Consider the following 13,563-nt stretch of genomic DNA (forward strand, 5'->3'; position numbering starts at 1 on the left):
ACCCGTAATCCGGTGAACGTCGAACTGCGTGCCGCTGACGGGTGGTATCTCTCTCAAGTCGGTATCGAATGCCGGAGTCCGCTGAACCGTGTAAGAAGACGAGCACTAGTGTGTGCTCACTTCTCTTGCGGCGCATGAACATCGCAGGCGACGCACAGTCATTCAGGAGTGGCCCGTGGGCGTTCCGCCATTGCCCGGTATCCGCGCTCTGCCGAGGGCGGCGGATGCCGAGTACGCGAAGTTCCAGAGGTATGCGCGGGCTTTGGGGTCGTTCGGCCGCGGACACCACAACCTCAACTACATGGTGCGGCCCTTGACCGGCTACTCCAATCTGGTCGGTGTTGAGGAGGGGCAGCCCGTCACCGTGCGGCTGCCGATTCCTTCCGCGCTGCCCGTGGTCATCAGGACCTGGGAGGACGAGGGGGCGGTCCTCAACAGCATTCGTCGCTATCTCCCCCACGTGCCACAGTGCCTGGTCAAGCGCGAGGGCATGACCATCCTCAGCTATGTGGAGGGGGTACCGCTCTCGAGCATCTGCCCGAACGGCAAGCGAGTCGATTCCGATCTGGTGTCCGCTCTCGCAGGGCTGTTCGCGGACATGGCGCAGGTCCCCAGGCAGCATCTGCCACCGCTGCCCTTGTTCTGGCCGCGGTCCAGCAAGAACAGCAAGGCCTATCTGCGGACCCTCGCCGCCGCGGCGGAGGAACAGATCCGGCGGCGGAACTGGGGAAGGTTCGGCGGTCTGTTCGCCATGCTGGGTATCCCGGAAGACGCCATGACGCAGTTTGCCGAGCGGGTGCCGCCGTTGATCAGACGGCCCTTCAGTCTCCTGCACACGGATCTTCACCGGGACAACGTCATCGTCTCCTACCACGGTGACCCGCCCCTGATCTGCGTCGACTGGGAGCTGGCATCGTACGGCGATCCGCTGCACGATCTCGCCACGCACCTGATCCGGATGCAATATCCGACCGACCAGTGGCAGGCAGTGATCGGGGCATGGCGTGAAACCATGGACCGACGCAACAGCAGTGCCGTCGAGGGACTCGACCGGGACCTGCAGCACTACCTCGCCTTCGAGCGCGCCCAGTCGGTCTACCCGGACGTGATGCGCGCCGCGACCTCGCTCGCTGACTCCTCCGGCCAGCAGCGAGACCTGGACGCGGCGACGAACGCGGTGTACGAGGCTCTGCGGGTAGCCGAGGAACCGTTGCGACTGAAGAAGGTGCCGGACAAGAGCGAGATCGAGCGCGTGCTCTTCCGGTGGAACGAGTCCCATGGCGGGCAGACCGGCCAGGAGCGGCCCATCGTCCCGGTCGGCTGGAAGCACGATCCTCGGGTCCCACCGCATCCGGAGTTTCCCGCTGAGGCGGTCAGCCAGGCGCTGTTCCTGGAGGGTGCCGCCCCGGCGGACCGTGTGTTCAAGGGAACGGCACATCTCAATACCGCGGTCGAGGTTCCGGGGATCCCCTTTCCGGTGATGGTCCGCCGGAAGGTGGGCGCGGCGAACCCGCGGGAACGCCGGTTCCTCAACGAGCACGCCGTGCTCAGGGCGATCGAGCGTTCCCGTGTCGCCGTACGTGCTCCCCGTGTGCTGGCGCTGGGCACCAGCGGTCTGGACGAACCGTTCACCATCCACTCCTACGAGGGGTCGACAGACGGGGTCACGCCTCCGCGTCACCCTGAGAACGGCCTGCGGCCGCAGGAGGCGGATGATCTGGTGGCTCAGCTCTGCGAGCTGAGCAAAGTCGACTACACGGAGCTCGAGCAGATACACGACCAGGACTTCTACTGGGAGCTGCAGTACGAGCTGGTCCGCATGGTGGACGACCTTCCCAAAGCGACTTTGGGGGTGGCACGCGAGCTGGGACTTCCCAGCAGTCACCGGCTGATGGAGATCCTCGGGCGCCACGCCGTGGTCCTGCGTCGGCCGGCGCTCCTGCACGGTGACCTCAACCCCTGGAACCTGGTGCGCCGGGCGGACGGAGGCCTGACGCTCATCGACTGGGAGATGGCGATGATCGGCGACCCGCTGTACGACCTGGTCCGCCATATGCGTCTCACCCCGACGAGCTCCGAGATCCGCGAACGGATGTTCCGTCGTTGGTCCCGTTCGCTTCCGGAAGAGTGCACAAAGGGCTGGGCCGACGACTGGCGCGTGTACCGCTGGATGGAGATCGTCCGCTCGGCCTACGTGGACCTGGATCGTCTGGTCACGGCGGACAGTCTGGAGGCTCCCAACGTCCGCCGGGCGGTGGACACTTACTCCAGGACCCTGGCCGACGCCACAGCCGCACTGGGTCTGCCGGGCCGTCCGACGAGGCCCGCAAACCCCTACCTTGCCCGCGCGTTCATGCGCCGCGACGATGGAGAGGCACAGACAGCTGGGGTGTCCGCGGACGTCTGAACTGCCGTCGGGCCCTTCGTTACGCGCGGGGGAAGGGGCGAGGGATGTCCGCAGGGGGAAGAAGGCCATCCGCCGATGGTGGTGCGGGCGAGCACTGGAGGCGTTTCCAGGCCCGTTACGAACCGATCGTCATCCGCGTCCTGCTGATGGCGATCTTCGCTACCGGCCTGACCGCCCAGTTCGTGCGCCCGGTCGGCGACGCCCTGGAGGACAAGGCGTTCCTCGGCGGCGCCCTGCTCAGCCTGGTCGGCTATGTCCTGTACGACACGCTCAAGGACCTGGCCCTGACGCTCCGGCAGCCGCCACGGGTGCAGGTCGAGTCGCGGGAGCTGGGGACCTTCGTGACCGAGGCGTTCCGTTCTCGGGAGGTGGAGATCCACTTTCTCGGATACACCGGCGAGACACTCTGCAACGAACTCTTCCACCGCCTCGAGGGACTCCTCGAAGACCCCGGCCCGACCCGGCATGTGTCGGTCAGGGTGCTGATACCGGACTTCGGACAGTCGATGACCGTCCCGTCGCGTGTGGGCGAGGAGGGCGTACCGGTGGACGACCCCGACTTCCGCGGGCGCCTGCAAGAGAAGTGCCGGGAGTATGACGAGACCCTGTCAGGGCTTGAGGACCGCCTCAACGCGCTGGGCAGGGTGAGCGCGGAGTGCGAGTACCGGGTCTACCCAGGCATCCCCCGAGAGAAGGTCTGCATCTTCAACCGTGAGCAAGTCCTGCACGGCCTCTACAACGTGTCGGCTCGCAGCATGCTCCGCAGCGGCGGACCCGAGTTCTACGACCCCAAGGGCTACCGCACCGACCTCAGCGTCTGGTCCAGGGGCGCGGGCGACGATGCCCGGGCCATCGTCGCCACGTGGAGCAAGCACCTGGACGACCTGTGGAACCTCTCGCTACAGCCGAGCTGGCGACGCGGGCCGGCACCTGTCCCGGCTCCGGCCCCGGCACAGTGACCGAGGCTCTCCTCCGGCCCTCTACGCTCGTCCCATGAGTGAGATCGGCCTGCGCGAGCGCAAGAAGCAGCGGATGTACGAGACCGTCTCCGAGATCGCGATCCGCCTCTTCCTGGAGAAGGGCTACGACGCCGTCTCCGTAGCCGAGATCGCCGCCGCCGCCGAGATCTCCAAGCCGACCCTCTTCCGGTACTTCCCGACCAAAGAAGACCTCGTCTTCCACCGCATCGCCGATCACGAGGACGAGGCCGCGCGGGTCGTGGCGGGAGCCCCGGACATCGCGCCGCTCGTTTCGCTCCGGCGGGACTTCCTCGACGGGATCGAGCGGTCGGATCCCATCACCGGGCTCAGTGATCACCCCGCCGTGCTCGCCTTCTACGACCTGCTCTACGGCACCCCGGCCCTCGTCGCCCGTATGTACGCCCACCTCGAACGCTCCGAGGAGGCCCTCGCCGAGGCGCTCGGCGGTGATCTCGACGCACGACTCGCCGCCGGGCAGATCATCGTGGTCCGGAGGGTGCTGGCTCAGGAGAACTGGCGGCGGGTCACCGGCGGCGAGGACGCGGGTGCCGTACGGGCGGATGCCGTTGCCGCCGCCGAGCGGGCCTTCGATCTGCTGGAGGCGGGGTTGCCGCACCTGGCGTAAGCGAGGCTCGGTAAAAAATTTAACTCGGTTACGTTATTTCGGTACGCTCGACCGTATGACGTCACCCGACCCAGGCCGACTCGAGCACGCCCTCCACCTCGAACGCACCCACCACGACGCCTGCCGCGCCGCCCTCGCCGCCATGGTCGACGGCGCCCAGGAACAGGTCGTCACCGGCGAGGACGTCTCCGCCTCCGGTGCCGACGCCGAAGTGCTCGGGTACCGGCTGCGCAGCCGGGCCAAGGAGATGCGGGAGCTGCCCGAGGGCCCGTTGTTCTTCGGGCGCCTGGACTCGTCCGCAGATCACCAGACCCTGCACATCGGGCGGCTGCGGATCAGCGAGCACCCCGCCGCCCCACCCCTCGTCGTCGACTGGCGCGCCCCCGTCTCCCGCGCCTTCTACCAGGCCGGCGCACGCGACCCGCAGGGCGTCGCCGTGCGGCGGCGGTTCGGGTGGGCGCCGGGCAGCCGGGGGGACTCCGCCGACCTCACCGGGCTGGAGGACGAGCATCTCGAAGCGGGTGAGGACCGGGTCGGGGACATCGTGCTGCGGGAGATCGAGCGGCCCCGCGTCGGGCCCATGCGGGACATCGCCGCGACCATCCAGCCCGAGCAGGACGATCTCGTACGAGGAGATCTGCGCGCCTCCGTGTGTGTGCAGGGCGCCCCGGGCACCGGCAAGACCGCCGTCGGGCTGCACCGGGCCGCGTATCTGCTCTACACCCACCCGCAGCGCATCCGCCGCGGCGGCATGCTGATCCTCGGTCCCAACCGCACCTTCCTGGCGTACATCTCCCAGGTGCTGCCCGCGCTGGGCGAGACCGGCGTACGGCAGGCCACCCTCCAGGAGGAGATCGCGCGGCACCCGGTCAGGGGTGAGGACGACGGGCGGGCCGCCGCCGTCAAGCACGACGGGCGGATGGCGGAGGTGCTGCGGCGGGCGCTGTACGCGCGGGTGTCCGCGGAGGTCGTCGAGGGGCTGGCGATTCCCGACGGGTCGTACCGGTGGCGGGTGCCGGCCGGTGAGCTGGTGCGGATCGTGGCGGGGGTGCGGGCCGAGGAGCCGCCGTACGGTGTCGGGCGGGAGCGGGTCCGGGCGCGGGTCGTGGCGTACGTCCGGGCGCAGGCCGAGCGGCGCGAGGGGCCGGTGCCGAACTCCTGGGTGCGCAGGATCGAGCGGGCGCGGGCGATCAGCGGGTACGTCGATGCCGTGTGGCCCCGTGTGCGGCCGGAGGAGGTCGTCGCCGAACTCCTCACGGATCCCGGGGCGTTGGAGCGGGCCGCGGACGGGGTGCTGGACGCCGAGGAGCAGAAGGCGCTGCTGTGGGACAAGCCGCCGCGGTCGTGGAAGTCGGCACGCTGGTCGGCCGCCGACCTCGTGCTCCTCGACGAGGCCGACGGGCTGATCGAACATCCCGAGGCATACGGTCATGTCGTGGTCGACGAGGCCCAGGACCTCTCCCCGATGGAGTGCCGGGCCATCGCCCGGCGGGCCTCCTTCGGGTCGCTGACCGTGCTGGGGGACCTGGCGCAGGGCACCACGCCGTGGGCGGCGCGGACCTGGTCCGACCAGCTCGCACACCTCGGCCGCCCGGACGCCGCCGTCGTGCCGCTCACCACCGGATTCCGGGTGCCCGAGGCCGTCGTAGGCCTGGCCAACCGGCTCCTGGAGCGGCTGGATGTCGATGTCCCGGCCTCGCGATCCCTGCGCCGGGACGGGGAGTTGCGGATCCGGGAGGCCGGGGACGACGTGCCCGGCGCGGTCGTGGCCGCCGTGCGCGACGCGCTCCTGAGGGAGGGGTCGATAGGGGTTGTCGCCGCCGACGCGGACGTGCCCCGGGTGCGAGCGGCCCTCCATGCCGCGGGCCTCGACACCGCGGGCCCCGACGACCTGGGCGCCCGCGTGACCCTCGTACCGGCGACGGCGGTCAAGGGGCTCGAGTACGACCATGTCGTCGCCGTCGAGCCCGCGGCGATCGCCGAGGCTGAGGAGCGGGGGCTGCACCGGCTGTACGTGGTGCTCACGCGGGCGGTGTCGGGGCTGGAGGTGGTGCACGGACGGCCGCTGCCCCTGTGACGGACGGCCGCGGCCCCCTGTGAAAGGGCCTCAGCCGCCCAGCAGAGGGATCAACTGCTCCTCCTCGTACGTCAGATGGGCCTCCAGTTCGGCCGCGAGCCGTTCGACCTCCGCCTGGGCCGTGGCGGGCTCGGTCGCCGTCCACACCACCTGCTTCAGCTCCTCCACCAGCGCGGCGATCCGCTCGTGCTCCTTGCCCAGGCGGGCCAGCGCGGGGGCGGCTTCGGGGTGCCGGCCGGCGAGGAAGGGGAACAGGCCCTGGTCCTCGCCGGTGTGGTGGTTGTGGATGCCCTGACAGAAGGTGAGGCAGTTGACGCGGAGCTGGGCGCCGAGGGTCGAGCCGGTGTTCTTGCGCAGCTCCTCGCGGATCAGGGCGAGTTCGTGGCGGAAGTTGTCGTGGACGAGTTTGATGGCCTCGCCCATGGAGCCGGCCCGGATGTTCAGCGGACCGGGTGCCGCGTTCTCGTACAGGGCGACCATCGGGATCACCCGGTCGCCGGCCTTCTCCTGGTACGCCGCCCAGCCCGGCTCCGTCTCCACCGCCCGCGCGAACGACCGGTCCCGTTCCTCGCCCTCCAGGACGACGGCCCGGGCCTCGTAGGTGAACGCGCCGCTCTCGACGGTCACTTGGGGGTTCGTGCGGAGGTTGTGATACCAGGCCGGGTGTCTGGGGGAGCCGCCCGCGGAGGCGATGACCAGGACGCGGTCGCCGCCGTCGGGGAGGTAGCCGAGGGGGGTGGTGTGCGGGGTGCCGGTGCGGGCGCCGGTGGTGGTCAGCAGGAGCAGCCGGGCACCTTCGAACATGCCGCCGACGCGGCCGTTGTTGGCCCGGAACTCGTCGATGATCGGCTGGTTGAAGTCGTTGGGCATTCTCTTCTTTCTCTTCGTCGCTGGTCTCCGGGAGGCGAGGGCGAAGAGAAGGAGGCGGACCTCTGGTCCGCACCGGCCTCACTCGGAGGCCGGGTACCCAACTGTCGCGCGGCGCGTGGCCGCAAACCCGGCAGTCATGGGAGGGACGGTAGTCCCGCGGTCATGGACGGCGCCACCGAATATCGGTGCACGCGGGCGCGGGCGGTGCATGCTGGCTGCCGATGATTCTCTTTCTCGACATCGACGGGACGATCCTGCCGTTCGGATCCTCGCGGCCGTATCCGGTCCACGGCGGTCCGGCGGCCGCCGGACATCCCCTGCTGACCCGCGTCGATCCCGGCCTGGGGCCGCGGCTCACGGAGTTGGGCTGCGAGCTCGTATGGGCCACGACCTGGGCGACGGAGGACGCCAATGACCTCCTCGCCCCCTGGCTCGGGCTGCCCCCGCTGCCGGCCGTGGACTGGCCGGACCCGGCCGGGGAGGAGGACGGCGTCCTGCACTGGAAGACGCTGCCCCTCCTCGCCCGGGCGGCCGGGCGGCCCTTCGTCTGGGTCGACGACGAGATCGGTCCGGCGGACCGTGCGTGGGTGGCGGATCGCCATCCCGCACCGGCCCTGCTTCACCGTGTCGATCACCGGTACGGGATCACCGACGCGGACTTCACGGTCGTAGCGGACTGGCTCAGGTCCCCGCGGTCGTAGCGCACCGGATCAGCGGCGGCCCAGCAGCTCGGTCAGCCGGGTGATGCCGTCCGTGCCGTGGCCCAGACCGACGGCGCGGCGGGCCTGGCCCTCGGCGGCGCGCAGTACGGCCGAGTCGATGCCGTGTGCCTCGGCGGTGTGGACGATGTGGGCCATCGAGGAGACCGACGACGTCAGCGGGTTGCCCTCGCCGGAGTAGGTGCCCTCGTCGATGTCGTCCGCCCACTCGGCGAACAGCGGCGGCAGGATCGCGCCGATGCCCTGGGCGAAGGGGGCCAGTTCGCGGGCGGTGATGCCCTCGGCTCGGGCCAGCGCGAGGGCGTGGACGTAGCCCGCGGTGGCCGTCCAGAAGATGTCGAGCAGGGCGATGTCGTAGGCGGCGGCCCGGCCGGAGTCCGCGCCGAGGTGGGTGTGGGTGCCGCCCAGCGCGTCCAGGGCGGGGCGGTGCTCGGCGTAGAGGTCCTCGGGGCCGCTGTGCAGGAAGACGGCGTGGGGCGTGCCGATGGTCGTGATCGGCGTCATGATCGCGCCGTCCAGATAGCGGATGCCGTGCTCGGCGGCCCAGTCGGCGGCGCGGCGGGCGCGGTCGGGGGAGTCGCTGGAGAAGTTCACGACGGTACGGCCCTTGAGGGCGTCGGTGACGGGTTCCGTACGCAGGAAGGTGTCGGCGGCGTCGTAGTTGACGACGCAGACGACCGTCAGTGGGCTCGCGGCGACCGCGTCGGCGGCCGAGGCGGCGCTGATCGCCCCGCGCTCCTTGAGGTCGAGGTCCCGGCCCGGGGTGCGGTTCCAGACCGTGGTCCGCAGACCGGCGTCCAGGAAGGCACCGGCCAGCGCGCGGCCCATCGGGCCCAGGCCGAGGACGGTGACGGAAGAGGGTTTGGGCATGCTGCAACTCCCTTGGGAACAGAGGCCATTGGCAGGCCGTTAGAAATGACGACGAAGGGGAGCGGAGATGGGCTGCGCGCGCGTCCTGGACATGAACACCTGCGGAGTGACCGCCGCGATCACGGTGATCGACGGCAAGTGGAAGACCTCGCTGCTGTGGCTGCTGGAGGCCGGTCCGCAACGGCCCGGTGAGCTGCGCAGGCAACTGCCGGGCCTCAGCGAGAAGGTGCTGACCCAGGCGCTGCGCTCGATGGAGGCGGACGGTCTTGTGCACCGGGAGGTGCACGACGTCCTGCCGCTCAAGACGGTCTACTCCCTGACCGCCTTCGGCCGTGAACTCTCCGAGCTGCTGGCCCCGTTGTCCGACTGGGGCCACCGCCACATGGAGAAGCAGGCCGCTTCCTGATCCCTCCGGTTTCCGATCCCCTTTCCTTCGCCGGCCCTTCGTGACCAGCTTCTGATCCACCCGGTCCCGCTGCCAAGTACGCACTTTTTTGTGGGTACGTGGTCAGCTCATCCGGTCGGCCTCCCGAGCCGCACGCTCCAGCCGCTCCCGGTAGGCCTCCCACCAGGCCGGGTCCTGCGAGGCCATGCTGTCGTTGCCCTGGTTCATCCCGACGGCACCGTCCATGAGCTCCCGGAGGATGTCGGCGTGTCCGGCGTGCCGGTGCGTGTCGGCGATCACGCGGACCATCGCGTGATGCAGCGTGACCTCGTCCTTGCCGTCCGGCCACCACGGCACCCTGCCCACGGTGTCCAGGGCGAGCGCGTCGAGCGTCGCGTCCGCGTGCGCCCATGCCCGGCGGTACAGGCCCACGATGTCCTCGCGCGACTCGTCGGCGGTGGCCCACATGTCGCCGTTGGCCTCGGCGGCGGTGTCGAGCCAGGGCAGTCGCTCCCCGGACGGACGCCCGAAGGTGTCGCCCAGATACCCCAACTCCACGCCGGCCGCGTGCTTCACCAGCCCCAGGAGGTTGGTTCCGGTCGGTGTCAGGGGGCGGCGGACGCCGTACTCGGAGACCCCGTCGAGCTTCCAGAGGAGGGCGTCGCGGGCGGACTGGAGGTAGAAGCGGAGGATGTCTTTGGGATCCGTTTCGGTCATGCGTGCCAGTCTGTGACGCGGGCGATCTTCGCGCACCGCTTTTCGCATGAGCGGCCGGGTGGAGGGCCGTCCCGGGCGCTCAACCGCGGGCGCCGGCTACCCCTGAAGCGTCCATGTAGTCGCGCGCCCGCGTGATCAGTCCGTCGTGGACATGGAGTACGAGCAGGCCGGGGACGGTGAAGGAGCTGCGCCCGGGCGGCACCGACCCCACCACGACATGCTCGGCGACGATCACGCCGGGTTCGGCGGACTCGTAGGCCGCGACCTTCCTGATCTCGTCCACGCGGGCGGGACTTCCGCCCCAGGCCACCCGGTACCCCGCACGTACGGCCTCGCGCCCGTCGTAGCGAGGCGGGAAGCCGGGGACGGCGAACGGGAACTCGTGCACCGCGTCCACGGCGTACAGGTCGGCGAGGTCGTCCGCGGACTTGTCGACCATGGCCCGGTAGTAGCGGGCTAGCACCTCGCGCGGGGTGCGGAGGACGGGGACCTGCGGTTCGGACATGGTGACCACCCCAGTCGTACGGGACCTTCACTCAACAGTCGTTGACCCAATTACCGTAAAGACGGCGGGGTGGTTCGGTCAACGGCTGTAGAGTCAATTGATGCCTACGTCCCCCTCCTCGCCCCATCGGTCCCGCGCCGACCGCCGTCGGGCCACCGAGGCGCGCATCCTCGACAGTGCCCGGGAGCTGTTCGCGGAGAAGGGCTTCGACCGCACCACCATCCGTGCGGTGGCGGCCGCGGCGGGTGTGGACCCGGCCCTGGTCATGCAGTATTTCGGTTCGAAGCGCGAGCTGTTCTCGCAGGCGGTGCAGGCGCTGCCCGTGTCACCGGCACCCGCCGACACCGACGCGCTGGTCGATCAACTCATCGCCACGCTCGGCCTCAAGCTCGGCGGTCTGCCCGAGGGCACGCTGGCGATGATGCGCTCCATGCTCACCGACCCGGCCGCGGCCGACCACGCCCGCGCCGCCCTCGCCCGGCAGATCGACGGCGTCGCCGCCGCCCTGCCGAGGGCCGGGGACCCCGAACTGCGCGCCGCCCTGATCGTCACCACTCTCCTGGGCGTCACCATCGGGCATCAGCTCCTCGACCTGCCCGCCCTCCATGACGCCCCGCCCGAGCGCGTCGCGGCACTTCTGCGGCCGGCGGTCAAGGCGCTGACGGGGCAGTCGGGGCAGACGGGTTGACGCCGGTGGGTGACGCGAGCTGATCCCGCCCCGCACCTGCAAGCCATAACGAGCTGATCCTGCTCCGCACCTGCGGGCCGTGCCGTCTCAGGACGGGGCGAGGACGCAGAACTCGTGCCCCTCCGGGTCGGTCAGACACGTCCACGGCACATCGCCCTGGCCGAGGTCGAGGTCGACGGCGCCGAGGGCCCGCAGCCGGGCCACCTCCGCCTCCTTGTCGTCACCGGGGTACGGCAGCAGGTCGAGATGGATACGGTCCGGCACGGTCTTCACGTCGGGCGTGCGGAGGAACTCGAGATACGGGCCGACACCCTCGGGGGAGCGGAACAGTGCATGGTCGTCGGTCACCTCGTGCAGCGGCCAGTCCACCGCCTCACCCCAGAACCGGGCCATGGCCCGCGGATCCGCGCAGTCGACCACCATCACGGCGATCGGTCCGGTGTCCCGGTGGATCTCCCGGGGCTCCAGCACACAGAACTCGTTGCCCTCCGGATCGGCGAGGACCGTGAACGGCACGCCGTCGCCCTGGCCCACGTCTACGGGGGTCGCACCGAGCGCCTTCAGACGCGCGACCAACTCCGCCTGATGGGCCGCGGAAGTGGAGGCGAGATCGAGGTGCACACGGTTCTTCGTCGCCGTCTTGGGTTCGGGAACCGGCACGATGTCGATGCCTACGCCGAGGGGGTCCGGCCAGACGAGTTCGGCGGAGGGTCCGACGTAGGTGGTCACGCCGGGTCGGAAAAGGTTCCAGCCGAGCGCCTGGGCCCAGAACCGGCCGACCGCCGGGCCGTCGACAGCCTTGATGTTCAGCTGAACAGGTCGCAGTGCCATGCGGACGATCCTATGCACCCGCTCCGCCGGATCACGTGGCGTGGAGCACTTTTGCAAGCGCCTGCTTGCAATAGTTAGCAAGGGTGAGGCACAGTGGGGCCATGGCATCGCTCAACGTCGGCAATCTCGGTGAGTACCTGCGCGAGCAGCGGCGAAACGCCCAGCTCTCGCTCAGGCAGCTCGCCGACGCCGCCGGGGTGTCCAATCCGTATCTGAGCCAGATAGAGCGCGGGCTGCGCAAGCCGAGCGCGGAGGTGCTGCAGCAGGTCGCCAAGGCGCTGCGGATCTCCGCCGAGACGCTGTACGTCCGTGCCGGCATCCTCGACGCCGAGCGCGACCGGGACGAGGTGGAGACGCGTGCCGTCATCATCGCCGACCCGACGCTCAACGAGCGGCAGAAGCAGGTGCTGCTCCAGATCTACGAGTCCTTCCGCAAGGAGAACGGATTCGGGACCGACACTGAGGAGACCGGCTCACAGGGGGCACCCGCTCCCGCGGCGGAGGCCACCACGGTCGACGTACCGGCAGACATCCCGGGCGAAGAAGCCCGGGGCACTGCCAAGCGCCGTACCCGCAAGAAGAGCACGGCCCCCCGTGCGACCGACGGCAGCGACGCCGGCCCGCAGCAGACGGCCAGTTGAGACACCGGCTGACCGAGCGCGGAACCAAAACCCTCACACGAAAGCGATCCGGGAGGACCATCACCATGGCCATCACCGACGACATCCGCAAGGCCGTTTCGGACCCCACCCCGCTCTACTTCCTCGCCGGCGCCGGTGACCTCGCCCTCCAGGAGGCCAAGAAGGTGCCCGGCATCGTCGAGCAGCTGCGCGCCGAGGCCCCGGCCCGTATCGAGGCCGTGCGCGGCACCGACCCGAAGGCCGTGCAGGAGAAGGCCGCCGCCCGTGCCAAGGAGGCCGGCGCCAAGGCCAAGGAGGCGCAGGAGTCCCTCCAGGCCAAGGTCGGCGAGTTCATCGCGACCCTGGACGGCGACATCAAGAAGCTCGGCACCACCATCGACGCCGACCTGAAGAAGTTCGGCGAGAGCGCCCAGGACATCGCCCTGCGTGGCGTCGGCGTCGCCGCCGAGTACGCCGTGAAGGCCCGCGAGACCTACGAGAAGGTCGCCGAGCACGGCGAGCAGGCCGTGAAGACCTGGCGTGGCGAGGCTGCCGAGGAGATCGAGGAGCTGGCCGTGGCCGTCGAGCCCAAGGCCGAGCCCGTCGAGGTCAAGGAAGAGCCGAAGCCCGCCGAGGCCCCGGCCGCCGCGACCGCACCGGCGAAGAAGACCACCGCCGCCAAGAAGACGACCCCGGCGAAGAAGACCACCGCCAAGAAGACGACCCCGCCCGCGAAGTAGGCGAGGCGGCCGGTACCGGTACGACGGGCCGGGCACCCCTGGGGTGCCCGGCCCGTTCTACGGGTACGGTGACCGCGTAACGACGATCCGAGTCAGGTGGTGGGCGTTGTGCTGATGCAGGGGTTCGCGGGGTTGATGTGGATTCTCTACCTCGCGATGCTGGGATTCGCGGTGGTGGCCTTCGTGATGGCCGCCCTGTTCCGTGAGGACGCGTACCGCGCGGCCAGCAAGAACAACAAGGGCTTCTGGCTGATCATCCTCGGCGTCGCGGTCGCGGTGAACCTCCTCGTACCGATGCTCTTCCTGCAACTCGCGGGCCTGGTCGCCTCGATCGTCTTCTTCGTCGACGTACGCCCGGCACTCCGCCAGGTGTCGGGAGGCGGAGGCAGGGGCCGCGGCGGCAGCAGCAGCGACGGCCCGTACGGCCCGTGGAACGGCGGCAGGTGAAAAGCGCCCCGTAAGGGGCGCGGGGCTGTATCGATTTGCGGCTCCCGCCGCGTGGGCGCGAGCAACCACATCGGACCCGCAC

15 protein-coding genes are annotated in these 13,563 nt (G+C 70.0%); 10 read left to right on the forward strand and 5 right to left on the reverse strand.

Annotated features, from left to right (window positions below):
• Positions 1–175 precede the first annotated feature (175 nt).
• Genes QF037_RS25600 through QF037_RS25615 form a run of 4 tightly spaced genes read left to right on the forward strand, consistent with a single transcriptional unit; the run spans position 176 to position 6,089 of the window.
• Positions 176–2,407 carry an aminoglycoside phosphotransferase family protein gene (locus QF037_RS25600; protein WP_307028985.1) on the forward strand — a complete coding sequence of 744 codons (2,232 nt, stop codon included), beginning with the start codon at positions 176–178 and terminating at the stop codon, positions 2,405–2,407.
• A 44-nt stretch (positions 2,408–2,451) separates the two neighbouring features.
• Positions 2,452–3,366 (forward strand): hypothetical protein, encoded by a 915-nt coding sequence (locus QF037_RS25605; protein ID WP_307028987.1) that lies wholly within the window; start codon positions 2,452–2,454, stop codon positions 3,364–3,366.
• Positions 3,367–3,400: 34 nt separating this feature from the next.
• Positions 3,401–4,012, forward strand: a complete 612-nt coding sequence (locus QF037_RS25610; protein WP_307028989.1) for a TetR/AcrR family transcriptional regulator — start codon at positions 3,401–3,403, stop codon at positions 4,010–4,012.
• Positions 4,013–4,067: 55 nt separating this feature from the next.
• Entirely contained in the window at positions 4,068–6,089 is a 2,022-nt protein-coding gene (locus QF037_RS25615) for a HelD family protein (RefSeq protein ID WP_307028991.1), read from the forward strand.
• Between the two features lie 30 nt (positions 6,090–6,119).
• On the opposite strand, the gene QF037_RS25620 is transcribed toward QF037_RS25615, so the two are convergent.
• On the reverse strand, positions 6,120–6,959 hold the full coding sequence (locus QF037_RS25620; RefSeq protein ID WP_307028993.1) for a nitroreductase/quinone reductase family protein: 840 nt from the start codon (positions 6,957–6,959) through the stop codon (positions 6,120–6,122).
• Between the two features lie 221 nt (positions 6,960–7,180).
• Between QF037_RS25620 and QF037_RS25625 the strand changes: the two genes are divergently transcribed.
• A complete protein-coding gene (locus QF037_RS25625) occupies positions 7,181–7,660 on the forward strand; it encodes an HAD domain-containing protein (protein WP_307028995.1) in 480 nt (159 codons plus the stop codon).
• A 9-nt stretch (positions 7,661–7,669) separates the two neighbouring features.
• On the opposite strand, the gene QF037_RS25630 is transcribed toward QF037_RS25625, so the two are convergent.
• Positions 7,670–8,548, reverse strand: coding sequence for an NAD(P)-dependent oxidoreductase (locus tag QF037_RS25630; protein WP_307028996.1), 879 nt, complete (start codon positions 8,546–8,548; stop codon positions 7,670–7,672).
• A gap of 67 nt (positions 8,549–8,615) precedes the next feature.
• Here QF037_RS25630 and QF037_RS25635 point away from each other — a divergent pair, with 67 nt between their 5' ends.
• Entirely contained in the window at positions 8,616–8,954 is a 339-nt protein-coding gene (locus tag QF037_RS25635) for a winged helix-turn-helix transcriptional regulator (RefSeq protein WP_307028998.1), read from the forward strand.
• A gap of 102 nt (positions 8,955–9,056) precedes the next feature.
• Here the strand turns inward: QF037_RS25635 and QF037_RS25640 are convergent, their stop codons facing one another.
• Positions 9,057–9,650 carry a DinB family protein gene (locus QF037_RS25640; RefSeq protein WP_307029000.1) on the reverse strand — a complete coding sequence of 198 codons (594 nt, stop codon included), beginning with the start codon at positions 9,648–9,650 and terminating at the stop codon, positions 9,057–9,059.
• 79 nt (positions 9,651–9,729) lie between these two features.
• A complete protein-coding gene (locus tag QF037_RS25645; protein ID WP_307029002.1) occupies positions 9,730–10,155 on the reverse strand; it encodes a nuclear transport factor 2 family protein in 426 nt (141 codons plus the stop codon).
• Positions 10,156–10,255: 100 nt separating this feature from the next.
• Between QF037_RS25645 and QF037_RS25650 the strand changes: the two genes are divergently transcribed.
• Complete coding sequence (locus QF037_RS25650) at positions 10,256–10,843, forward strand: TetR/AcrR family transcriptional regulator (RefSeq protein WP_307029004.1); 588 nt, start codon at positions 10,256–10,258, stop codon at positions 10,841–10,843.
• Between the two features lie 87 nt (positions 10,844–10,930).
• Here the strand turns inward: QF037_RS25650 and QF037_RS25655 are convergent, their stop codons facing one another.
• Positions 10,931–11,674 (reverse strand): VOC family protein, encoded by a 744-nt coding sequence (locus tag QF037_RS25655; RefSeq protein ID WP_307029006.1) that lies wholly within the window; start codon positions 11,672–11,674, stop codon positions 10,931–10,933.
• Between the two features lie 101 nt (positions 11,675–11,775).
• On the opposite strand from QF037_RS25655, the gene QF037_RS25660 reads away from it, so the two are divergent.
• The 3 genes from QF037_RS25660 to QF037_RS25670 all read left to right on the forward strand — a co-directional run bounded on the left by QF037_RS25660 (position 11,776) and on the right by QF037_RS25670 (position 13,481).
• Positions 11,776–12,315, forward strand: a complete 540-nt coding sequence (locus tag QF037_RS25660) for a helix-turn-helix domain-containing protein (RefSeq protein ID WP_307029008.1) — start codon at positions 11,776–11,778, stop codon at positions 12,313–12,315.
• A gap of 65 nt (positions 12,316–12,380) precedes the next feature.
• The gene (locus tag QF037_RS25665) at positions 12,381–13,034 is read left to right on the forward strand and encodes a hypothetical protein (RefSeq protein ID WP_307029010.1); all 654 of its coding nucleotides are present in this window, start codon (positions 12,381–12,383) and stop codon (positions 13,032–13,034) included.
• A gap of 114 nt (positions 13,035–13,148) precedes the next feature.
• The gene (locus QF037_RS25670; RefSeq protein ID WP_373463970.1) at positions 13,149–13,481 is read left to right on the forward strand and encodes a DUF2516 family protein; all 333 of its coding nucleotides are present in this window, start codon (positions 13,149–13,151) and stop codon (positions 13,479–13,481) included.
• Positions 13,482–13,563 lie beyond the last annotated feature (82 nt).

Source organism: Streptomyces canus, from assembly GCF_030815415.1.
GTDB classification, from domain to species: Bacteria; Actinomycetota; Actinomycetes; order Streptomycetales; family Streptomycetaceae; genus Streptomyces; species Streptomyces canus_F.